A 23,247-nucleotide genomic window follows, 5' to 3' on the forward strand; every position below is an offset into this window, starting at 1 on the left:
AGTGAGTCGGCATGGGAATCATTCGCCCCCTCGACGAACATTTGGCGAATCAGATCGCGGCCGGCGAAGTGGTCGAACGGCCAGCCTCCGTTCTGAAAGAATTGATCGAGAACGCCGTGGACGCTGGCGCGACGCGGATTGACGTATCGGCGGAAGAAGGCGGCCTCCATCTGTTGAGGGTCGCGGACGATGGAAACGGCATTCAGCCCGATGACATCCTCCTTGCTTTTCAACGCCATGCGACGAGTAAAATTTCGACGGGCAAGGATTTGTTCCACATCGCCACCCTCGGTTTCCGGGGGGAAGCGTTGCCGAGTATTGCCGCCGTGGCCAAGGTCAAATGCGTTAGCTCGATTGATGATAGCGGTTTAGGACGATTACTGGAAATCGAGGGCGGTGCCATACTTGCCAATCGGGACACGAACGCTCCGAAGGGTACGGAAATGGTCGTTAAGGATTTATTCTATAACACGCCGGCCAGACTCAAGTATATGAAGACCATCCAAACGGAGCTCGGTCATCTGTCCGATGTCGTTTATCGGCAAGCGCTCGCCCGGCCGGATATCGCCTTTACCTTTTCGCATAACGGGAACTTGCTATTGCGTACGCCTGGAACCGGGGATCTTCGCCAAGTGGTTGCTGCCATCTACGGAACGGCTTCGGCGAAAGCCATGCTTGAAGTGAAGGACGAAAGCCCAGACTATACGATCGTTGGGTTGACAGCATTGCCGATTGAAACGCGTGCAAACCGAAATGCGCTAACCGTCCTCGTTAACGGGCGCTACGTGCGTAGTCAAGCGGTCGTACAACCGCTCATGCAGGCGTATCATACTTTGTTGCCGCTCCATCGCTATCCGCTCACGGTACTTGATCTGAAAATGCACCCTACTCTCGTAGACGTCAACGTGCATCCGGCCAAACTTGAGGTCAGGTTCAGCAAAGAGAACGAGCTTCGATCATTCGTAGAGAGCGCGATCAAGAAGGCGCTTAGCTCGGAAGCCTATATTCCATCCGGTGCGGCCGTTCGAACGCCCAAAACGAATACTTGGGTGCAAGATCAGATCCGGTTTCAAGTACCCGCCAGCCATCCGCCGGAAGAGGAACTTGCCGCAGCAGCGCAATCGAGCGCGGCAATAACGGAAGACATTTCGACATCGATATTCGAACAGTCAACGTCCAATCCTTTCGTGGCCGAGCAAAAGGCGCGATATGAGGGTACGACGTCGGGTTTCGATAATCAATCTTTCTCCGCTAAGAGCGGACCGGCTGCTTCGAGCGGACGCCCGAACTATAGTACGGAGCGAGCCTCTTCGATGCCTTGGTCGGATAAGCCCGTCCCGGAGAAGATTCCCGAGCAAGTATGGGAGCGCGCATTCGCACAGCCAGATCGTAAGCCGCAAGCTCCAACATTTCCCGAGTTGAGCTGGGTCGGACAGTTGCACGGCACATACATCGTGGCCCAGAATCCGACCGGCTTGTATTTAATCGATCAGCATGCTGCCCATGAACGAATTCACTATGAATTTTATTATGATAAATTCGGAAAGCCCGAGGAAGCGAGCCAAGAGCTGCTGCTGCCTGTTACACTAGAGTTCGCGCCCGATGAATGCTCCGTTCTCCGGGGGAGGTTGGCCGCTTTTGAAAGCGCCGGCGTATATATGGAGGATTTCGGTGGCAATACCTTTATCATCCGCGCGGTTCCCCATTGGTTCCCGAGCGGCGATGAAGCCGCCATCGTTCGCGAAATGGCGGAATGGGTCATTCTAGAACGCAGTGTGGATTTGCATGTTCTTAGGGAGAAGGCGGCGATCATGTGCTCCTGCAAAGCATCGATCAAAGCAAATCAAGCATTGACGAGAGAATCGGGCGAGAAGCTGCTCGAACGTCTGTCCGCTTGCCGTCAGCCGTTTACTTGCCCGCATGGGCGACCGATCGTTGTAAGCTTCAGCACGTACGAGCTTGAGAAAATGTTTAAGCGGGTGACATCTTGATCGTTACGACATCGGAACAACCTTCCGCGGATACCCTCAACCAAGCGGTCAAGCTGGCTTCCGAGCTGAATGCAGACTTTGTTCCCCGTTCCAACAAAACGATCCGCGCTTTGTACTCGAGTTGGGCGACGGACGAAATTATCGTCGTCAGTCCGCGTGAAGTTCGGCTTATGCTGGAAGGGCAACAACCCTTTTATTTTCACCCAAGCATGGCACTTGTGAGGCTCAAGAGACTCATGACAGGCGGTAATGACACGCTGTTAACCGTGTCCGGCGCAACGCAAGGAGATACGGTGCTCGATTGTACGGCTGGCCTTTGCTCCGACTCGCTCGTATTCAGCTACGCTGTAGGGGGACAGGGGCAAGTCATTGCATTGGAAGCATCGAAAGCGTTGCATGTGGTCGTAAGGGAAGGACTGCAAATTTACGAAACGGGAATAGCGAATGTGGATCAAGCGATGCGGGCGATACGGACCGTTCATGCATTGCATCAAGAGTATTTGACCGCAATGGAGGACGATAGCGTCGACATCGTCTATTTCGACCCGATGTTCGAGCGGCCGGTTACGACCTCCAGTTCGATGATTCCGCTTCGTTCGCAAGCGCTGAGAGAGTCCTTGTCCGGCGAAGCCGTTCGGGAGGCATTTCGCGTCGCCCGCAAGAAAGTCGTGCTTAAAGATCATCGCGATAGCGGCCAATTCGAACGGCTCGGCTTCCGCCTAGCCCGAGTATCCGCGTCGTCGGTAGCATACGGAGTGATAGACATTGAATAACGTAACGGATGACAATCGTCCTCCGCTGCTCGTATTGGTCGGACCGACAGCGGTCGGCAAAACCGCGCTGAGCCTTCAGCTAGCCCATGCTTTGAATGCGGAAATCATTAGCGGCGATTCGATGCAAGTGTATCGTCGCATGGATATCGGTACGGCCAAGCTTATGCCAGAGCATCGGGAGGAAATCCCGCACCATCTCATCGACATTTGCGAGCCCGAGCATCCTTTCTCCGTATCGGAGTTTCAAAGCTTATGCACCCAGAAAATTCAGGACATTCATAGCAGAGGCCGGATACCTTTTATCGTCGGGGGGACGGGATTATATGTGGAGTCGGTGTGTTACGGGTTTCAATTCCAGGACATTGGCGCGGACGAATCGTTCAGGATAGAGATGAGAAATTTCGCGCACGAGCAAGGTGCTCAAGCGTTACACGATCGGTTGAATGCGATCGATCCGATCTCTGCGGCTAAGCTTCATCCGAACGATGAAGGCAGGGTAATCCGAGCGCTCGAAGTGTTCCATCTGACGGGAAAGCCGCTTTCCGAATCGCAGGATCAGAAACGCGGAGACGACAAGAAGTCTCCCTATCGCTTATGTATTATTGGGTTAACGATGGACCGTGCGGAACTGTACGGCCGGATCGAGCATCGAGTCGACGACATGATTGCGGATGGCTTGGTGGAAGAAGTTCGTTCACTGCTGCAGTTGGGCGTTCCAAGGGATTCCGTATCGATGCGAGGCCTAGGATACAAAGAGATCGCGGCATATCTAGCTGGAGAAACAAACTTCGAGGATGCCGTCGCGATATTGAAGCGGGACACGAGGCATTTCGCCAAGAGGCAGCTCAGTTGGTTTCGCCACATGAAAGCTCTAGAATGGGTCGATGTTGGCGAAGCCGCAAAAAACAACGATCTTTTCCCGCGAATTTGTGCTATAATAGCAGGAAAGTTTATGATTGATATTGAATATATTTGTTCATAAATATGAGTGACGATGGGGGGGACGGCCAATGAACAAGTCCATTAACATCCAAGATACATTTCTTAATCAACTTCGCAAAGACAGCATTCCGGTCACTGTTTATTTGACCAACGGGTTTCAAATTCGCGGCGTTGTCCGCGCCTTTGACAACTTCACCATCGTAATCGATAGCGAGGGACGCCAGCAAATGGTTTATAAACATGCGATCAGCACGTTTATGCCGCAGCGTAACGTATCTCTCATGCAGCAAGAAAGCGGATCTGATAACTAATCCGGAAGCCTGCGGGCAAAGGGTTCGTGAAACTTTTCCAAGATAACATGCGTCTAACACAATAGGCCGGAACTTGAGCAACCCCTCACCGGGTTGTTCTTTCTTTATGCGTAAGTCGCGCAGGCTACGGGTGAAGTCGTGTATGTTGGGTAAATTAGAGATAAAAAGAGACAAGAGAGAACGGGATAGAAGGGGAGAATAAGATGAACCAAACTGAAGCTCATGGCCAATCTGGCTCAATGGGAAGAAGCTCCAACAACGTAAGGGCTAAAGGGAAAGGAAAGGGTAAAGGCCCTAAAGGCCCGCGCAAAGGCAGGAAGAAGGCTGCGCTGATCTGGCTGTTCTTCGTAGCATTGTTCGCAGTCGTCTGCGCAGTAGTCGGGTACTTGCTGATCATCTTGAACGGAGAACGCATTCTTAACGCGAATATCAATAAATTGAACTTGGATCAAGCTTCTATTATTATCGACAGGGATAATAACGAAGTCGCTAAGCTATACGTTGCGGAAGGTAATCGCGAATTCGTTCCGTTCGGGCAAATTCCGAAGCTCCTACAGGACGCTTTCGTGGCGACAGAGGATAAACGCTTCTATGAACATAGCGGCGTAGACCTACTCGGCATCGGTCGGGCACTGGTCAAAGACGTCATTGCAAGGAGCGCCGTAGAAGGCGCAAGTACGATTACGCAACAACTGGCCAAAAACTTATTCTTGAACGCCGACAAAACGGTTTTCCGTAAAGGGACGGAGGCATCTATCGCTCTAGCTCTTGAACAGCAGAAGAGCAAGCAGGAGATTCTCGAGCTTTACTTAAACCGGATTTATTTCGGCAAAGGACAATATGGCGTTAAGACGGCTGCGAAATTTTATTTCGGCGTATCCGATCTTGAGAAGCTGGAATTGTGGCAAATGGCTACATTAGCCGGTATCCCTAAGGCTCCAGGCGTGTATAATCCAATTTCTAATCCGGAGAAATCGATGGAGCGTCGGGCAGTTGTCTTGAAGCTGATGTTCGATCAAGGACTCATTACGGAACAAGAGAAGGAAGCGGCTGCTAAAGTCGTGTACGAAGGGACGGCAACGACCGGGAAGAAAAACACGAAGTATTTGACCTATATTGATTATGTCGTAGACGAAGCGGTAGAAAGAACCGGCTTGAGCGAGGAAGAATTGCGCAGTGCCGGATATACGATTACGACGACAATCAATACGAAGGCCCAGCTCGCGATGGAGAAGGAATTCGCGAACAACGATCGTTTCGAGAAAAGCGTAGACGATAGGCCTGTTCAAGGGGCGATGGTCATCATGGATCAACATGACGGCTCTCTAATCGCGATGGTCGGAGGCAGGGATTACGAGACTCAGGGGATGAATCGGGTAACTCAACAACGGCAACCGGGCTCATCATTCAAACCCATAATCGACTATGGTCCTGCGATCGAGACGGGAGATTACTTCCCTTGGTCGACAGTCCAAGACGTCAAGCAATGTTACGGCGATTACTGTCCTTCCAATTCCAACAAGAACCAGTACTTGGGCGCCATTCCGATGAAGCAGGCCATCAAGGAATCGCGAAACGTATCCGCGGTATGGCTGCTGAATGAAATCGGAATTAAAACAGGGTTATCCTTCGCAGAGAATTTGGGCATTAAGCTACAAAAAGAAGATCGCAACCTTTCCGTTGCTCTTGGAGGACTGTACCGCGGGGTGACTCCGCTTGAGATGGCAAGAGCATACGGGGCGTTCGCCAATGGCGGGAAGCTGCAAGATGCTCACAGCATCTTAGAGATTAAGAACAACAAAGGCGATATCGTGTATTCTTTTAATCCGTCCAAAGCTAAGCAAGTGATGAAAGATACGACGTCCTATTACGTTACCGAGATGCTGAAGGGCGTCACGCAGCAAGGCGGAACCGGCGTTAGGGCAAACATTAGCGGCCGTACGGTAGCAGGGAAGACCGGAACGACGCAAGCGGGAATTCCGAATTACAAGACGAGTAAAAACCGTGACGTATGGTTCGTCGGATACACGCCGGAGTGGACCGCGGCAGTATGGTTCGGATATGACAAAACCGATAAGGAGCATCTGCTCAAGCAGAGCAGCGGTCAAGCAGCCGCCATGTTCTCGGCAGTCATGTCCAAAGCTCTCGAAGGCGTGAAACGCCAAAGCTTCCCGGTACCATCGAGCCTGCAACAGGAAGAGAAGATTCCCGGAGTGAGCGGACTGATGGCCTCTTATTCGCCGGAGCAAGTAACGGTTGAGTTAATGTGGGCACCGGTCGAAGGCAAAGATATCACGTACAAGGTCTACCGCAAAGCAAACGGAGAAGCCGAGTTCAGACTTCTAGCCGAGGTGGGGGGGACGAACTACGACGATCTCACGGTATCACCCGATCAGACATTCAGTTATTACGTTACCGCTTATCAAGCGAGCAAAAAGCTGGAAAGCGCGCCATCCGAGCAAGTCACGGTGACGGCCACGTCCGATTTGGGAGGTTCGCCACCGCCGGGAGAGGAAGAAGGCGGAGAAGGAGAACCCGGCGGATCTTCCCAGCCGCCGATCGAGATCGAGGTGCCGGGAGAATCTCCATCGCCTAGTCCGTCACCTACGCCGACGGAAACTCCGTCGTTGCCTCCAACGGAGTCGCCAACACCTAGCGAGAACGCGGGGACATCTCCGGAGGACATTCCGGTACAAAATCCTTTACCGTAATGGATGAACGAATACGTATCGAGCAGCAGCTGAACCCAGTAGGGTTCAGCTGCTTTGCGTTCTGTAACGATTACCGGGCGTTGGTCAACTGGTTCGCGCAGGCAAGTTGTGGTAAGCTTTGAGTATATGGAGCTGTCGTAGAGACGGCGAGGATTACACACTATCGTTGGACGGACGGAAAGGAATAGCTTATGAAACGTAAATTTTCGGATCGAGCCAATTGGCGGCGGATACTTAAGAAAAGCTACGCTTGTATCCCGATGGAAGAACCTCATTTCAGAGGGTTCGTCACCCTATATCGAATCCATGAGCTGAGAGATCCATTATGGAAAGAATATAATGGCCGCAGAATGTGCCTAGCGGATCGCGGCTATTTGTGGATGCAGCATTTTCCGCGCGGCGAGCATTTCGTCGTCACGACGATGTTCGATGACAAAGGACAGGTCGTGCAGTGGTACATCGATATTTGCAAAATCCAAGGCTTGACGGATCAGCAGGTACCTTGGTTCGATGATCTCTTCTTGGACATCGTCGTTCTGCCGACGGGCGAGAAGCTTCTGCTTGACGAGGATGAGCTGGAGGAAGCGCTTGATGAGGGACAGATCACTCCACGCGATTCAGCTATGGCGCAGAAAACGGCCGGACGATTAATGGAGCTAATCAACCAAAATAAATTTCCGTATTTCGACCTAAGCTTAACGCATAGGAAGCTGTTACTTGACAAGCTGGGGTGGGAGAAAGGAACCGTCTAATGAGTGGATTTCCCAGAGGAAAAGGTTATGCCACATCATTGATCTATTCAGTGCCTAGGCAGCGTCCAAGGTGGCGGAAAGCCGCGATGTGGCTAGTCTCGATCGGCTTGATCGCACTAATTGCATGGTGTTCGACTTTATATTATTGGATTTCCCGATTCGAGGGCACGCCGGCCCCAGGTACTCCTATCCATGCGGACGTGGGAATCGTTCTGGGCGCGACTTTATGGAATAATGAGCCAAGCCCGGGACTACGGGAGAGGCTGGATCACGCGCTTTCGTTATATCGTTCGGGATCTTTCAAGAATTTCATCGTCACCGGGGGCTTGGATAGCAATGGGGCGACGCTCACCGAGGCTGAAGGAATGCGCAATTACTTGATCGCGCAGGGAGTACCGGAGTCCAATATTTTAATGGATTCGCTATCCCGTAGTACGTACGAGAATTTGATTTTCGCGCAAGACATCATGGATCGGCAAGAATGGCAAACCGCGGTAATCGTAACTCATGATTATCATGGATCTAGAGCCGCTGATATCGCCAAGACGGTTGGGTTCAACCCCGTGCAAGTGAGCGTTATGAAATCCAAGGTGTTAAAAATGTCCTATCACGAAACCCGCGAGATATTAGCCTATACGAAATGGCTCGCAACGAAGCTCTTCCTATGACTAGGGATCGGACGAACGGAATACATTGGTATTGCGGCATATTCGTCGACTCAAAACCTATGGGGTGAAGCTTGATGAACGCTAAAGCGAGCACGTCGGACGTAAGGGAAGCTTCTGCCGCACAGAAGAGGCCGTCCCGGCAAATTAACGTGATTTTGCGCAACTCGGAACACGATGCAGCCGGGCACGCGCATGCGGCGGAAATCGCGGGGAACGCAAAGTCGTTGCCTCACCAAGGTCCATGGGCGGAATGGCAAAAGGAACTTGATCGAATGATCGGGCTGGATAACGTGAAAGAGCTCGTATACGAAATCTATGCTTTGTTGCAGATTATGCAGTATCGTCAAGAAGCTAACCTGCAAGCCCATGCACACGTTTACCATATGATTTTCAAAGGAAATCCCGGAACGGGTAAGACGACAGTCGCGAGACTGTTGGCGAAGTTGTTCCAAAGCATGGGGCTGCTGGCGAAGGGACATTTCGTCGAGGTAGAACGGGCAGACCTTGTCGGAGAATACATCGGACATACGGCCCAGAAAACGAGGGAATTGGTTAAAAAGTCGCTCGGAGGGGTATTGTTCGTAGACGAAGCCTATAGCTTGGCGCGCGGCGGCGAGAAGGATTTCGGTAAAGAAGCCATCGATACGCTTGTCAAAGCGATGGAGGATTATAAAAATCAGTTCGTGCTCATTCTAGCCGGATATACGTTGGAGATCGAAGCCTTCTTGTTGACGAACCCTGGGCTGCCCTCGCGTTTCCCGATTCAGATGGAGTTTCCCGATTATACCGTTGACCAGCTAGTGCAAATCGCCGAGGGCATGACGAAAGAAAGAGAATACACGATGTTGCCGCAAACGCTGTTTAAGCTGCGTCAGCTGCTCGTTCAGGAAAAGACGGAATCCGTATACGATTTCAGCAACGCGAGGTATGTCCGCAACGTCTTGGAGCGGGCCATACGTTATCAAGCGGTAAGGCTGTTATCCCATTATCCGGCTAGCTCGCCCGGACGGTCGGAGCTCATGGCTCTTCGCCCTGAAGACATTCGCAGCTTATGATAGAAGTTGTTGCCTGACTTCTTGAACGCTAATTGCCGGCAACGAGAAAGAGGGTTGTACATGAGACAAAATACATATGACACGGGAGCCGGGGAGCAGGAAAAAGCATTGCTCGTTAGTCTTGTGACCGACAATGTCAGAAGATCGGGCGCCGATCCGCAACATTCTATAGAAGAACTCGCATCTCTGGCCGATACGGCCGGCGTCGAGGTTATCGATTCCATCATGCAAAATCTGGACGTGCCGGACAAAAGATATTTCGTCGGCAAAGGCAAAGCGCAAGAAATCCGCACGCTTGCCGAACAGACAGGCGCGACTACCGCGATCTTCGATCAAGAGCTTTCCGGTGCGCAAGTGAGAAACCTTGAAGAAGTTCTAGATATGAAAATCATCGATCGCACTCAGCTTATTTTGGATATTTTCGCGGGGCGCGCCAAAACAAGGGAAGGTATTTTACAGGTGGAGCTCGCGCAGCTGTCGTATTTGCTTCCAAGGTTATCGGGACACGGCAAAAATCTGTCTCGGCTTGGTGGAGGGATCGGCACGAGAGGACCGGGAGAAACGAAGCTGGAGACGGACCGCAGACATATCCGCGACCGGATTACCGAGCTTAAGCGTCAATTAGAGACGGTTACCGCCCATCGTAATCTGCACCGTGAGCGCCGGCGTAAAGTCGGCGCGGTTCAGGTCGCGCTCGTCGGCTATACGAACGCGGGCAAATCGACTTTGCTTAGACAATTGACGGAGGCCGACGTATTAGCGGAAGATAAGCTGTTCGCCACCTTGGATCCGACTTCTCGCAACTTGATTTTGCCGAGCGGCAAAGAGATCATCTTAACGGATACGGTTGGATTCATTCAGAACCTTCCGCATGATCTTGTCGCAGCTTTCCGCGCTACCTTGGAGGAAGCTGGCGAAGCCGATCTCCTGTTACATGTCGTCGATGCGTCGTCCCAGATGCGCGTTCGCCAGCAGAAGGTCGTGGAAGAGGTGCTGCAGGAGCTGGGAGCGGGCGGCAAACCAACGCTTATCGTTTATAACAAGATTGATCTAAGCTCGGAAGAAGCTTTATCGATGTTAACTGGCGGGCAGGACACGATTCGCGTGAATGCTTTCGTCGAACAAGATATGACTCATCTAAGAGAGGCGATCGAGGATCGGATTCTCGGCGAAGTGGCTGAATTCCGTATTCCGGCCTCCCGTGGAGATTTAGCGGCTTTGGCATACCGAGTTGGCGAAGTCGTCGAGCAAGACACGGACGAGGACTTCCTGGTTCTTTCCGTTAGGCTGAACCCGGCCGACATGGAAAAGTCGGGACGAGCGCTCGAGCCTTACCGGGCATCGGAATAAATTGAAGTTGTCGTATACAATGAAAGGGAGAACAGGATGCAGGACCACATACACGCAGAGTTTGAACAGCAATGGGAACAATGGTCGGAAGAAGCCGAAGAGCAAGTTGCTCCGAGGTTTCGCCTCCAAGATCGAATCGTAGAGAGCAACCAAGGGAAGGTTATTCGGGCCTTCCAGAAACATAGAGTGAGCGATTTCCATTTCGCCGCGTCGACCGGTTACGGATATAACGACAGCGGCCGGGAAGTTCTAGACCTTGTGTACGCAGATGTATTCGGAGCGGAATCGGCTATCGTGAGACCGCACCTTGTATCGGGAACGCACACGATCTCGGCAGCTTTGTTCGGCTGTTTGCGGCCAGGGGACGAGCTTCTGTTCGTGACGGGACGGCCATACGATACGTTACATAAAGTTATCGGCAAACCGGGCGATGGGCTAGGCTCGTTGGCGGATTGGGGCGTCGTAACGAAAATCGTGCCGCTGCTGGCGGACGGAAGCGTGGATTGGGACGGGGTATCGGAAGCAGTGTCTGAGCGGACGAAAGTGTTTGCGATACAGCGTTCTAGAGGGTACGACTGGAGACCTTCCTTTACCGTGGAACAGATCGGAGATATGGTAACGCGGATTAAAGCATTGCGGCCCGAAGGTATCGTATTCGTGGACAATTGTTATGGAGAGTTTACGGAAGAGAAGGAGCCCACCGAAGTTGGCGTGGATTTAATTGCCGGTTCTCTCATTAAGAATCCCGGGGGCGGACTCGCGGCAAGCGGAGGCTACATCGCCGGTAAGCAACGTTTGGTCGAACTCGCCGCTTATCGCATGACGGCGCCCGGTATCGGGGGAGAAGTCGGAGCGATGCTCGGCACGACGCGTTCCATCTATCAGGGGTTGTTCTTGGCGCCCTTGCTAGTAGGACAAGCGGTTAAAGGGAGTATTTTCGCATCGGCGATCTTCGCTAAGCTTGGCTTCGAAACCCATCCTCGGTGGGACGATCCGCGAACGGACCTCATACAAGCAATCCGGTTCGCGGATGCGGATCAGCTCGTCCATTTCGTTCAATCGATTCAGAAAGCGGCCGCGGTTGACGCTCACGTCGTTCCTGAACCGTGGGACATGCCCGGCTATGAACATCCCGTCATCATGGCTGCCGGAACGTTCATTCAGGGAGGGAGCTTGGAGTTGTCGGCCGACGCTCCGGTTCGCGAACCGTATATCGCCTATATGCAGGGCGGGCTTACTTACGCGCATGTGAAGTTTGCCGTTAAACAAGCGCTTACGGAGTTTCGGAAACGCGGATATTTGTGAGTTTCGCCGCCGGAAACCTTACATTCCTTGACACGTTTTGGGGTCGAGGGTACAATGTAAGTGATTTCAATAACAACAAGTATAGTTGGAAGGTTGGTATGACATGGGCGACGAGATTCGCAGGAATATGGCGTTGTTTCCGATTGGCATCGTAATGAAGCTGACCGACCTGACCGCCCGCCAAATTCGATACTATGAGCAGCATGAATTAATTCAGCCGGCTCGTACGGACGGTAACCAACGTTTATTTTCTTTCAATGATGTGGAAAGATTAATGGAAATCAAATCATTGATCGAGAAGGGCGTTAACATTGCAGGAATCAAACAAGTGATGAACCCGGTCGGACAGGACGAGAACGATGGAACGATCATCAACGAGGTTTCTGAGGTAAAGAGACGCGAGATGAGCGATTCCCAGCTTCACCGGATGCTCAAGCAGCAGCTGATGACAGGTAAACGGCCTGGTCAGGTGTCTTTGATTCAAGGCGAGTTATCCCGTTTTTTCAAAAACAAATAAGACTAAATATGAAGCACTCTAGGAGGCTGTCATGACTTATACCCGTGAGGACATTACTCGGATCGCCAAAGAACAGAACGTTCGATTCATTCGTTTGCAGTTTACGGATTTGCTCGGATCGATCAAGAACGTGGAAATTCCGTTCAGTCAATTGGAGAAGGCTCTCGATAACAAAATGATGTTCGATGGTTCTTCGATCGAAGGGTATGTTCGCATCGAGGAATCGGACATGTACCTATATCCCGATCTAAGCACGTGGGTTGTATTCCCTTGGGTTACCGAGAATAAAGTCGCGCGACTGATCTGCGACATCTATATGCCGGATGGTACTCCGTTCGCAGGAGATCCGCGTGGTATTCTGAAACGCGCTTTGCAAGAAGCGGAAGAAATGGGCTTCTCGACTATGAACGTTGGGCCAGAGCCGGAATTTTTCCTGTTCCAGACAGACGATAAGGGAAATCCTACGATGGAGCTTAATGACCAAGGCGGTTACTTTGACTTGGCTCCTACGGATCTTGGCGAGAATTGCCGCCGTGATATCGTTCTTATGCTGGAAGAAATGGGCTTCGAGATCGAAGCTTCGCACCATGAAGTCGCGCCTGGACAACACGAGATCGACTTTAAATATGCTCCAGCGATTAAAGCGGCCGATCAGATTCAAACGTTTAAGCTCGTCGTTAAGACGATTGCGCGTCAGCATGGCTTGCACGCGACATTCATGCCGAAGCCGTTGTTCGGCATGAACGGTTCGGGCATGCACTGCCACCAATCTCTGTTTCGCGGCAGCGAGAACGCATTCTACGATGCGAATGACAAGCTTGGCTTAAGTAACATTGCCCGTCACTATATGGCCGGTATTTTACGTCATGCTCGCGGTATCGCGGCCATTTCTAACCCGACCGTTAACTCTTACAAACGTCTCGTGCCTGGATACGAAGCGCCATGTTACGTTGCATGGTCCGCAAGTAACCGCAGTCCGATGATCCGGATTCCGGCGTCTCGCGGTTTGAGCACTCGCATCGAAGTCCGGAATCCAGATCCGGCTGCGAACCCGTATTTGACGCTTGCAGTTATGTTGAAAGCGGGCCTAGACGGCATTAACAACAAGTTGCCGATCCCGGCTCCTGTCGATCGCAACATCTACGTGATGAGCGAGGAAGAACGCCAAGACGCGGGAATCCCAAGCTTGCCGATCAACTTGAAAGAAGCTCTCGCCGAATTGTTGCGCGACGATATCATTTGCGATGCGCTTGGTGATCACGCTCTTAGCCACTTCTACGAACTGAAAGAAATCGAGTGGGATATGTACCGGACGCAAGTCCACCAATGGGAACGCGATCAGTATCTGACAATGTACTAAACTCAATCCCCTTCTGCGCTTCGGTGCTGAAGGGTTTTTTCTTTTTATGATGTAACCCCGCAACCCCGCAACCCCGAACACTTTTAAGTTACTTTTTGCTTGAAACGCAAGGAGCACCCGATTTCGCACAGCGAAGGCACTTTTTTGGCCTTGAAACGCAAGGAGCACCCGTCTTCGCACAGTGAAGGTACAATTTTGGCCTTGAAACGCAAGGAGCCCCCGATTTCTCAAAGCATAGGCGCTTTTTTGGCCTTGATATGCAAAGAAACCACGATTTCGCATAGCGAAGGTACTTTATTGGCCTTAAAACGCAAGGAGCACCCGATTTCGCACAGCGAAGGTACATTTTTGGCCTTGATATGCAAAGAGACCACGATTTCGCATAGCGAAGGTACTTTTTTGGCTTTGAAACGCAAGGAGCCCCCAATTTCGCACAGGGAAGGCACTTTTTTGGCCTTTGAGCGTCTAAAGTATCTCGATTCGAGGTCATGAAGACAAATTAAAAACAATGTAATTAATCTATATTGAGTTAATTTGTTTTTCCTATTTACGAAAGATTGATTGTGCTGAATCTAATGGGAAAGTAGTAGTTACTGTTGTAATTGCGAACTGAGGCTAACGAAGAGTAACGTTGATTTGGCACCGACGGGAGCATGTAAACTAAAAAGAGGCTGCCTCCATAGGTCAACAATCTGACCTACTGAGACAGCCCCTCTTTGTCGTGCGAAGTTAAAGTTACATGAATGAGCGAATTAATCCGATGACCTTGCCAAGGATGCTTACGTTAGGTAAACGAATAGGCTCCATGCTTGAGTTCTCAGGTTGCAACCGAATATGATCTTTTTCTTTGTAGAAGGTTTTGACCGTTGCTTCGTTTTCTTCCGTCATCGCGACCACAATATCACCGTTCATTGCGGTAGGCTGCTGACGTACGATGACGTAATCGCCGTTATGGATTCCAGCTTCGATCATACTGTCACCAGCGACGGAAAGCATGAAGACGGGTTGATCGCCGACCATGTTAATAGGTAAAGGATAGTATTCTTCGATGTTCTCCGTAGCCGTAATAGGTAACCCTGCGGTTACTTTACCTAGTAAGGGAATCGGGCGAACGGAGGATGAGATTCTGTAAATAGAATCCTCTTCGTCTCCTAGAATTTCTATCGCGCGTGGTTTAGTTGGATCGCGGCGGATTAAGCCTTTCTTCTCAAGACGGTCTAAATGACCGTGAACGGTGGAACTGGAAGCAAGACCGACGGCTTCCCCAATCTCGCGTACGGAAGGAGGATAACCCTTCTCGCGGACTTCGTTCTTAATGAATTCGAGTATGGAATTCTGGCGATTGGACATCTTCGACACGCCAAACCCTCCCTATGTATTAGCTCATGATGACAAATTATAACACAGAACTCGAGTTCGTACAAACATTCGTTCTACAGAACAAACGTTCCGAAAATCGTTGACATGAACATATGTTCGTGTTACGATAACACCAGAACAAATGTTTGGGGTGAACTTAATGGTGCATTCATGGGTATCGGTTGGCTCAGCTTCCACATCTTCGGTACGAACGTCCGCTCGTACATATGCTCTTACTAAGTCGGGACGCGATGTGAAGAAGCGTGCTTTATCGGTTACTAATTGGAAGTTTGCCAGAGGCGTTTTCTTTTTGTTCGCATTCCTGATCCTATTTAGCGGCTTTACGCTCTATCATACATTCGCTTCTTCCAATGAAGTTACTCCCGCATCCGGGGAGGAGTTCGTTATCTCCGTAGACAGCGGGGATTCGCTTTGGCAGATTGCTAAGAGCTATAAGAAAGACTCGATGGATACGCGATACGCTGTTCATGAAATAACGGAGAGGAATGGTCTGATCTCATCCGAGGTTACCGTAGGCCAGGCATTAATTATTCCCGCTGAGATTTTGCAATAACCACTATTTAACATCACTTCCAGACCGGATGATTCCGGTCTTTATTTGTGTTTCTGCTCTTCTTGACAACGTATCTGTGAAAATGGCAAAGTAGAGTAGTTATGAAAGGAGAGTGAGACAGTTATGGAAATGGATAAATTGATTAACAGAATTAATGAATTATCCCGTAAAAATAAAACCGAAGGTTTGAACGAAAGCGAACTTGAAGAACGCGATCTTCTCCGTCGGCAATATATTTCAATCTTCAAGCAAAATTTCCGTCAGGAGTTGGATCGCATAGAAATCGTGGACGAGCCTGGCGAACCGACAATTAAGCATTAATAAGGAGGAAGTTTATGTCCCGCTCATGGGAACGGATGGTAGAGAAAAACTCTAAACAAATTAACAAGCGTCGCAAGAAGGAAGGCAAGAAAGGGATTACCGCGAATGCACCGCAAATTGATCGTTTTCGCGGACGCAATTACATTGTGCCGGTGTTATTGATCATGTTGATTCTTTTGTATATCACTCTTGCCCAGCCATGGTCCGATCAATTCATGCAAGACCCGACGCTATTCTGGGTAACGATAGCTTGTTACGTTGTCCTAGCGTTTTTCTATTACATGCGTCGGCCTTACTTGGCCGTTAGTCGGGACACGCTTGAAACGCGCAAATTCACAGGCTACAAAACACTGCGTCCTACTGAAATTCGTAAAATTACGATTCAACCCGGATATGTTATCGTGGAATCCGTGAAAGGCGCGAATTGGGTTTTCTCGAAGTTAATGAACCGTTACCCAATCTCACAGATGGAAGAAAGACTGAGGACGTTCACTGAATTGCATAAGATCGATTGGGAAGTTAAAAAGAAGTGAGGAGTAGTGACAATGTCGGTCAAGGCTGTTCTGTTTGATTTGGATGATACGTTATTATGGGACGACCGGAGCGTAAGCGAAGCGTTCAAGGATACATGCAAGCTGGCTGCGGAAGCGACCGGGCTTCATGAGGAGGAGCTTGAAGCGTCCGTTCGCCGTGAAGCTAGAGCGCTCTACGAAACGTACGAAACGTACGGATTTACGCAGATGATCGGGATTAACCCATTCGAAGCGTTGTGGGGGAAATTCGAGCGCGGCGAACATCCGATGTTCCGCAAGCTGCAGCAATTGGCTCCGGAATACCGCGTGAATGCTTGGACGAGAGGACTTGCCGCACTTGGCGTCGATAATCCGGAACTAGGCGAGAAATTGGCGGAGTGGTTCCCGGCTCAACGCCGTAGTTTGAAATACGTATACGAAGAAACGTTTGCCGTATTGGACGAGCTTAAAGGCAAGTACAAGCTACTGCTCCTAACAAACGGATCGCCGGATCTGCAACAGGAGAAGTTGGACGGCATGCCCGATCTTATCCCTTACTTCGATTCTATCGTCATTTCAGGCAACTTCGGCGAAGGCAAGCCGTCACCGAAACTGTTCGCGCACGCGATGGAACAGATCGGCATTACGGCTGAGGAAGGCATCATGGTCGGGGATAAATTGACGACCGATATTCTTGGAGCGAATCGGGTCGGAATGACATCCGTGTGGATTAATCGCCATGGCGCCGTTCGCAACGATGAGATCATCCCGTCCTACGAGATTAAGTCTCTGACCGACCTTAAAGAACTTCTTCAAAAAATAGGGTAATTGAGTACAGTCTTCCATCTGCGGGTGGAGGCAATACATAAGAAAAAAACGAAGGAGCACTCCCTATAAGGGCGGGGCTCCTTCGTCTTGCGTAAGGGTTTCCGTTATTACTTGACGAAAGCAGGGTCTTCGAAAGGATCCGCGATCCAACCTGCCGGCTCGATGAAGAGACGAACCGCGACGATAGCTTTGTTATCCATTAGAGTAAAGAAGTGAGGCTGGCCTTCCGGAACGGAGATGACGTCTCCAACGGTAAGCTCTACATCGAAATAGCCGGTTTGTTCGTCGCCTTTAATGATGAAAATACCGCGTCCAGCCGTAATCGCACGTACTTCGTCCTCTGTGTGAGTGTGCACTTGCTCGAACTTTTTCAGAATTTCAGGCAAATTTGGCGTATCTTCGGAAAGAGCAACGATATCCCAAACTTTGTAACCGCGTCTGCCGGCGATTTCACGAATCTCTTCGTCATAAGTGGAAAGGATCGTGTTTTTGTCTTCGTCCGTCAGGGAAAACTTATTTTGAAGCTGACTTGGAAGCTTAGTTGCGTCCCAGTGCTCGTATAGAACATTTTGTTTGGTCAGAAATTCAAGTACTTGATCTTCATTTTCAATACGTTCGTTCGTATTGCGAATGCGAATTTGTGCCATAGTTAATTCCTCTTTTCCCAATATGAATTAATGCCTTTATTATAGTCCAATTCCCTAGCTATGTCGATGAGCATCTTTTCGTTCATGGAGGATTCTGTTAGTATAGAGTTTAATGATTTGACAGACAGGGGAAGCGACCTAATTATGACTTTAACGCAAAATAAACCGTCTCTGCAAGAGGCATTAAAATCGAGAATATTGTTTTTAGATGGCGCTATGGGAACGATGATCCAGCAAGCGAATTTGACTGCGGACGATTTCGGCAGCGAAGACTTGGACGGCTGCAACGAACTCCTTGTTCTCACTCGTCCGGATGTGATCTCCGGCATACATGAAGCATATTTGGAAGCAGGCTCGGATATTATCGAAACGAATACGTTCGGCTCAACGGCCGTCGTTCTTGCCGAATATGATATCCCGGAGAAAGCAAGGGAAATCAATCTTGCCGCAGCTAGGTTAGCCCGTGCGGCATGCGATAAATATTCCACGCCCGACAAACCTAGGTTCGTCGCGGGTGCGCTTGGTCCAACGACTAAGACGCTTTCCGTTACGGGCGGCGTTACGTTCGACCAATTGATCGCCGATTACCAAGATCAAGTCGTAGCGCTTATCGAAGGCGGAGTCGATTGTATATTAATCGAGACTTGCCAAGATACATTAAACGTTAAAGCCGCGAGTATTGGCGTTCGTCAAGCCTTCAAGCAAATGGGCCAAGAGCTGCCTATCATGATCAGCGGTACGATTGAGCCGATGGGAACTACGCTTGCCGGACAAAACATTGAATCCTTCTATATTTCTCTAGAGCATTTGAATCCGATCTCGATTGGGCTGAACTGCGCAACGGGTCCGGAATTCATGCGCGACCATATTCGGACGTTATCCGGAATCGCGAAATCAGCGGTTAGCTGTTACCCGAATGCCGGATTGCCGGATGAGAACGGGAACTACCACGAGTCCCCCGATTCATTAGCGAAGAAAATGAGAGGTTTCGCCGAACAGGGCTGGCTTAACGTTGCGGGTGGTTGCTGCGGAACGACTCCGGCTCATATTGCGGCAATGGCCGAAGCGATGAAGGATTTGCCACCGCGTACAATCGAAGGCGAGCATCCGCCCGCTGTATCCGGTATCGAAACGGTGTATATCGAGAACGACAACCGTCCCTACATGGTCGGCGAGCGCACGAATGTACTCGGATCCCGTAAATTCAAACGGTTGATCGCGGAAGGCAAATACGAGGAAGCATCGGAAATCGCCAGAGCCCAAGTGAAGACCGGGGCCCACGTTATCGATATTTGCCTACAGGACCCGGACCGCGAAGAATCGATCGACATGAAGCAGTTTCTAGATTTCGCTACGAAAAAAGTAAAAGTGCCTTTTATGGTCGATACGACGGATGCAGCCGTCATTGACATGTCTTTGAAATATATTCAAGGTAAATCGATAATTAACTCCATGAACCTTGAAGATGGCGAGGAGAAATTCGAGAAGATCGTTCCGATTCTGCATCGCTATGGAGCTGCTGTCGTCGTAGGTACGATAGACGAGAGAGGGCAAGCGATCTCCCGGGAAGATAAGAGAGATGTCGCTATTCGTTCCCATGACTTGCTCATCAACAAATACGGGCTTAAATCGGAGGACTTGATTTTCGATCCGCTCGTATTCCCTGTCGGAACGGGAGACGAGCAGTATATCGGGTCGGCTAAGGAAACGATCGAAGGGATTCGATTGATTAAAGCCGCGTTGCCGAAATGTCAGACGATTCTCGGAATTAGTAACATCTCTTTCGGTTTGCCGGAAGCAGGACGTGAAGTATTGAATTCCGTCTTCCTCTATGAATGTACGAAGGCGGGATTGGATTATGCCATCGTCAACACGGAGAAGCTGGAGAGATACGCATCCATTCCGGAGCACGAACGGAGACTTTCCGAAGAGCTGTTGTACAATACGAACGATGAAACTTTAGCCGCATTCGTGGCCGCTTTCCGCGATAAGAAAGTCGAGAAGAAAGTTAAAGTCGATAATCTTACGCTTGAAGAGCGTCTCTCCAATTACGTCGTCGAAGGAAGCAAAGAAGGGCTTGCTCCCGATTTGGATGAAGCGTTGGGCAAATATGCGCCTTTGGACATTATCAACGGGCCTTTGATGGCCGGTATGTCGGAGGTAGGCCGCTTATTTAACAATAACGAGCTGATCGTAGCGGAAGTATTGCAAAGTGCGGAGGTCATGAAGGCTTCCGTAGCTCAATTGGAACCGCATATGGAGAAGGCGGATGCGGCTGTCAAAGGCAAAATCATGCTCGCAACGGTCAAAGGCGACGTCCATGACATCGGCAAAAATCTCGTCGAGATCATTTTGTCCAACAACGGCTACAAAATCATTAACCTAGGGATCAAGGTACCGCCGGATCAAATCATCGAAGCGGCTCGCAGGGAAAATCCCGATGCGATCGGGCTATCCGGATTACTCGTTAAATCGGCACAGCAGATGGTCATCACGGCACAGGATTTGCGCAGTGCAGGCATTGATGCTCCGATTCTCGTTGGCGGAGCGGCGTTAACCCGCAAGTTCACGAAAAACCGTATCGCACCGGAATATGACGGAGTCGTCTTATACGCGAAGGATGCGATGGATGGTCTTGATATTGCCAACAAGTTGAGCGATCCGGGTCATCGCGCTCGCATCATCGAAGAACACTGGGCCGCACAAGCGAAACTGGCGGAAGAAGCCGAACAACCGGCTAAAGTTCTTCCGGAATTGACGAGAGCGCGCCGTTCTAACATTTCACCGGATGCGCCTGTATTCACTCCGCCGGATTATGAACGGCATGTGCTCAGAGACTACCCTATGTCCCATGTCCTTCCCTATGTGAATATGCAGATGCTGCTCGGCCACCATCTAGGCTTGAAAGGCAACGTGGATGAGCTGATTGCCGCTGGGGACGAAAGAACCGTGAACTTGAAAGAAACGGTTGACGACATCATGAAGCAATCTCAGTCGCAAGGTTGGTTAAATCCGCAAGCGATGTATCGTTTCTTCCCGGCTCAGTCCGATGGCAACGACATTGTCATCTATGATCCAGAGGATGTAACCCGCGTGTTGAAGCGGTTTACGTTCCCTCGCCAGCAGGTTGAACCGTTCCTCTGTCTGTCGGACTTCTTGAAATCCGTCGAGAGCGGAATAATGGATAGCGTCGGTTTCCTCGTCGTAACGGCGGGTCAAGGCGCGCGCGAGCAAGGGGAGAAGTGGAAGGATAGCGGAGATTATTTACGCTCACATGCGTTGCTTGCTACCGCGCTGGAAGTCGCGGAAGGCCTAGCGGAACGAGTTCACCATATTATGCGGGATAGCTGGGGCTTCCCAGACCCTGCGGATATGACGATGAAGAAACGTTTCGGCGCTAGGTATCAAGGCATACGGGTATCATTCGGTTATCCGGCTTGCCCGGATTTGGAGGATCAAGCTCCGTTGTTCGAGCTTATGCGTCCCGAAGATATCGGAGTTCATCTGACCGAAGGCTTCATGATGGAACCGGAAGCATCCGTATCCGCTATGGTATTCTCACATCCGGAAGCGCAGTACTTTAACGTCGAAAAGGTATAACATAACGCAAAATCCCCGAATGAGCCCATTACGGCGCTCATTCGGGGATTTTACTATGTTTAATGTTCTTTAGCGATGCGTGCTACGTATTGGCGTTCTTCTCATCTTCAATCTCGCTGTTCATGCTTTGAATCGCATTACGCCGTCCTTCATTTTTGGCGGTCAGCACTTCCGCTTCCTGCGGGTTGAGTTCTTCAGAATGCTCATCCAAATAATGTTCGGATTCCTCTAAATTATCTTTCGTGTTCTGAACGGCTTCTTGAAGCTTGGCGACGTTGTCCGAGCGGTCGTCTGGTTTGGCCATCTGTAATCACTCCTTCGTCATAATGAGGCTGCTTGCCCGTCGACTAGTATGGTTCAAAGCTGTCCTCGCTATTCGCGACCTATGGGAATGACGCGACAATAATCAAAAGCATTCATTAGGATAATCTGTCGTTAACAGTCCTTTGTTATGTTAAAGGTAACGTTAACGAGAGGGGCAATGACGATTGGATACCGGTTCTCACTTGTTATTCGGGACCACGTTGGCAGGTCTTGCATTGTACAGTCCCGAAGTTGCGTCAGATCCTAAGCTGGGGGCAGCGGTATTGACCGTCACGCTCGTCGGCTCGCATGCTCCCGATTTGGATTCGATCCTGCGGATCAAGAGCGAGGATGCTTATCTTAAAAATCACAGAGGGTTAAGCCACTCTATACCCGCTTGGTTTCTATGGGCTGGCGCAATCGGCGGGATTGCGTCATGGGCATGGGGAGAAGGGAACCATTTATTGTTATTATTTTGCTTTGCTTTCGCGGCAGTCGCGCTACACGTATTGTTCGATTGGACGAATGCCTACGGCGTACAATTTATGCGTCCTTATCGCAAGGAATGGCTGCATCTGGATGCTCTCTGTTTAACGGATCCCTTGCTGGTTGTCGTTCATGCCTCGTCAGCTGTTATGATAGTCTTTAATGGAATTGGGCCAATATCGAGGTGGGCGTGCACGATCGCTTGGGGTTTGACGCTTATCTATATCGCTTGGAGAATCGTCCATCACGAAGTTGTGTTACGAAGAGTCAGAAGAAGGTACCGTCGTTGGCGCGCAGTACATGTTCTTCCTGGGCTTTGGTGGTTTCGGTGGCAATATGTCGTCCAGACGGACAAGGGTTACGAGATGGGCATCATCGCCGGAAGAAGGTGGCTGCCTTGCAAGCATCTTCCCTTGAGTAAGCATCACGATTGCGTTGAAGCAACGCGTAAAGTCGATGTGGTTAGAACGTTACGAGGGTTCGCGAAACGCGAATACGTAAGCTGGTCGGTTGAACCGGATGGCAGTTACTTGGTTACGTGGACCGATTTACGATTTTGGCGGGAAAAAGATTGGCCTTACCGTGCCGAAGTCAGATTAGACGATCAATTCAACGTTATGAATGAACGGATCGGCTGGTACAAGAAAGCATGGGAAGCCCCGTACGTTTAACCTTATTGAGAAATGCGAACCGCCCTTCGATTAGGCTCCTTTGAGAGCAGCTATCGAAGGGTGGTTCGTTATTTATGCTATGTTAATGGGTTATAGCCAAGAGAAATAAATAGTTTCCCGGGAAAGCGCAGGAGCCGACACGAATTGTCGCAATGGGCTCTAAAGATGCGAATAGGGGGGATATTTAATGCTTGCGGCATTCTCGTTTGTC

General features: G+C 50.3%; 21 protein-coding genes. 18 read left to right on the plus strand and 3 right to left on the minus strand.

The annotated features are described in order from the left end of the window. Nucleotides 1-11: 11 nt before the first annotated feature. The 12 genes from mutL (at nucleotide 12) to glnA (ending at nucleotide 13,735) form a co-directional block, all read left to right on the plus strand. Nucleotides 12-1,991, plus strand: a complete 1,980-nt coding sequence (gene mutL / locus L3D05_RS02730; protein WP_239614346.1) for a DNA mismatch repair endonuclease MutL — start codon at nucleotides 12-14, stop codon at nucleotides 1,989-1,991. Further along, nucleotides 1,988-2,764 (plus strand): class I SAM-dependent methyltransferase, encoded by a 777-nt coding sequence (locus L3D05_RS02735; RefSeq protein ID WP_239614348.1) that lies wholly within the window; start codon nucleotides 1,988-1,990, stop codon nucleotides 2,762-2,764. Before mutL ends, L3D05_RS02735 begins: the two co-directional genes overlap by 4 nt. Further along, entirely contained in the window at nucleotides 2,757-3,746 is a 990-nt protein-coding gene (gene miaA, locus L3D05_RS02740; RefSeq protein WP_239614349.1) for a tRNA (adenosine(37)-N6)-dimethylallyltransferase MiaA, read from the plus strand. The genes L3D05_RS02735 and miaA overlap by 8 nt, the downstream gene beginning before the upstream one ends. A 28-nt stretch (nucleotides 3,747-3,774) precedes the next feature. Further along, complete coding sequence (gene hfq, locus L3D05_RS02745) at nucleotides 3,775-4,017, plus strand: RNA chaperone Hfq (protein ID WP_041065833.1); 243 nt, start codon at nucleotides 3,775-3,777, stop codon at nucleotides 4,015-4,017. 203 nt (nucleotides 4,018-4,220) lie between these two features. After that, complete coding sequence (locus L3D05_RS02750) at nucleotides 4,221-6,728, plus strand: transglycosylase domain-containing protein (protein WP_239614351.1); 2,508 nt, start codon at nucleotides 4,221-4,223, stop codon at nucleotides 6,726-6,728. Nucleotides 6,729-6,919: 191 nt separating this feature from the next. After that, nucleotides 6,920-7,480, plus strand: a complete 561-nt coding sequence (locus L3D05_RS02755; RefSeq protein WP_239614353.1) for a ribonuclease FAU-1 family protein — start codon at nucleotides 6,920-6,922, stop codon at nucleotides 7,478-7,480. Beyond that, nucleotides 7,480-8,148, plus strand: a complete 669-nt coding sequence (locus L3D05_RS02760; protein ID WP_239614354.1) for a YdcF family protein — start codon at nucleotides 7,480-7,482, stop codon at nucleotides 8,146-8,148. The genes L3D05_RS02755 and L3D05_RS02760 overlap by 1 nt, the downstream gene beginning before the upstream one ends. 74 nt (nucleotides 8,149-8,222) lie before the next feature. Continuing rightward, nucleotides 8,223-9,203, plus strand: a complete 981-nt coding sequence (locus tag L3D05_RS02765; RefSeq protein ID WP_239614356.1) for an AAA family ATPase — start codon at nucleotides 8,223-8,225, stop codon at nucleotides 9,201-9,203. A 60-nt stretch (nucleotides 9,204-9,263) separates the two neighbouring features. Continuing rightward, the gene (gene hflX, locus L3D05_RS02770; RefSeq protein WP_239614357.1) at nucleotides 9,264-10,553 is read left to right on the plus strand and encodes a GTPase HflX; all 1,290 of its coding nucleotides are present in this window, start codon (nucleotides 9,264-9,266) and stop codon (nucleotides 10,551-10,553) included. A gap of 36 nt (nucleotides 10,554-10,589) precedes the next feature. Then, entirely contained in the window at nucleotides 10,590-11,858 is a 1,269-nt protein-coding gene (locus L3D05_RS02775) for a methionine gamma-lyase family protein (protein ID WP_239614359.1), read from the plus strand. 103 nt (nucleotides 11,859-11,961) lie between these two features. Beyond that, nucleotides 11,962-12,375, plus strand: a complete 414-nt coding sequence (locus L3D05_RS02780; RefSeq protein WP_169278832.1) for a MerR family transcriptional regulator — start codon at nucleotides 11,962-11,964, stop codon at nucleotides 12,373-12,375. A gap of 31 nt (nucleotides 12,376-12,406) precedes the next feature. Next, a complete protein-coding gene (glnA, locus tag L3D05_RS02785; RefSeq protein ID WP_239614360.1) occupies nucleotides 12,407-13,735 on the plus strand; it encodes a type I glutamate--ammonia ligase in 1,329 nt (442 codons plus the stop codon). Between the two features lie 735 nt (nucleotides 13,736-14,470). Here glnA and lexA read toward each other — a convergent pair. Next, complete coding sequence (gene lexA, locus L3D05_RS02790; RefSeq protein WP_239614362.1) at nucleotides 14,471-15,094, minus strand: transcriptional repressor LexA; 624 nt, start codon at nucleotides 15,092-15,094, stop codon at nucleotides 14,471-14,473. A gap of 160 nt (nucleotides 15,095-15,254) precedes the next feature. Here lexA and L3D05_RS02795 point away from each other — a divergent pair, with 160 nt between their 5' ends. The 4 genes from L3D05_RS02795 (at nucleotide 15,255) to L3D05_RS02810 (ending at nucleotide 17,329) form a co-directional block, all read left to right on the plus strand. Beyond that, on the plus strand, nucleotides 15,255-15,668 hold the full coding sequence (locus tag L3D05_RS02795) for a LysM peptidoglycan-binding domain-containing protein (protein ID WP_239614364.1): 414 nt from the start codon (nucleotides 15,255-15,257) through the stop codon (nucleotides 15,666-15,668). A gap of 123 nt (nucleotides 15,669-15,791) precedes the next feature. Beyond that, nucleotides 15,792-15,989, plus strand: a complete 198-nt coding sequence (locus L3D05_RS02800) for a DUF896 domain-containing protein (RefSeq protein ID WP_239614365.1) — start codon at nucleotides 15,792-15,794, stop codon at nucleotides 15,987-15,989. A gap of 14 nt (nucleotides 15,990-16,003) precedes the next feature. After that, nucleotides 16,004-16,522: a hypothetical protein gene (locus tag L3D05_RS02805; RefSeq protein WP_239614366.1), complete on the plus strand. Its 519-nt coding sequence runs from the start codon at nucleotides 16,004-16,006 to the stop codon at nucleotides 16,520-16,522. 12 nt (nucleotides 16,523-16,534) lie between these two features. Further along, complete coding sequence (locus tag L3D05_RS02810; protein ID WP_239614368.1) at nucleotides 16,535-17,329, plus strand: HAD family hydrolase; 795 nt, start codon at nucleotides 16,535-16,537, stop codon at nucleotides 17,327-17,329. 107 nt (nucleotides 17,330-17,436) lie between these two features. Here L3D05_RS02810 and L3D05_RS02815 read toward each other — a convergent pair whose 3' ends face one another. Then, nucleotides 17,437-17,976 carry a cupin domain-containing protein gene (locus L3D05_RS02815; protein ID WP_239614369.1) on the minus strand — a complete coding sequence of 180 codons (540 nt, stop codon included), beginning with the start codon at nucleotides 17,974-17,976 and terminating at the stop codon, nucleotides 17,437-17,439. Nucleotides 17,977-18,120: 144 nt separating this feature from the next. Here L3D05_RS02815 and metH point away from each other — a divergent pair, with 144 nt between their 5' ends. Continuing rightward, complete coding sequence (gene metH / locus L3D05_RS02820) at nucleotides 18,121-21,576, plus strand: methionine synthase (protein ID WP_255807194.1); 3,456 nt, start codon at nucleotides 18,121-18,123, stop codon at nucleotides 21,574-21,576. Between the two features lie 82 nt (nucleotides 21,577-21,658). On the opposite strand, the gene tlp is transcribed toward metH, so the two are convergent. After that, a complete protein-coding gene (tlp, locus tag L3D05_RS02825; protein WP_239614371.1) occupies nucleotides 21,659-21,880 on the minus strand; it encodes a small acid-soluble spore protein Tlp in 222 nt (73 codons plus the stop codon). 184 nt (nucleotides 21,881-22,064) lie between these two features. On the opposite strand from tlp, the gene L3D05_RS02830 reads away from it, so the two are divergent. Next, nucleotides 22,065-23,036, plus strand: coding sequence for a metal-dependent hydrolase (locus L3D05_RS02830; RefSeq protein ID WP_239614373.1), 972 nt, complete (start codon nucleotides 22,065-22,067; stop codon nucleotides 23,034-23,036). The last annotated feature ends 211 nt before the right edge of the window (nucleotides 23,037-23,247 follow it).

This window comes from Cohnella mopanensis, from assembly GCF_022352055.1.
Taxonomy (GTDB): Bacteria; Bacillota; Bacilli; order Paenibacillales; family Paenibacillaceae; genus Cohnella; species Cohnella mopanensis.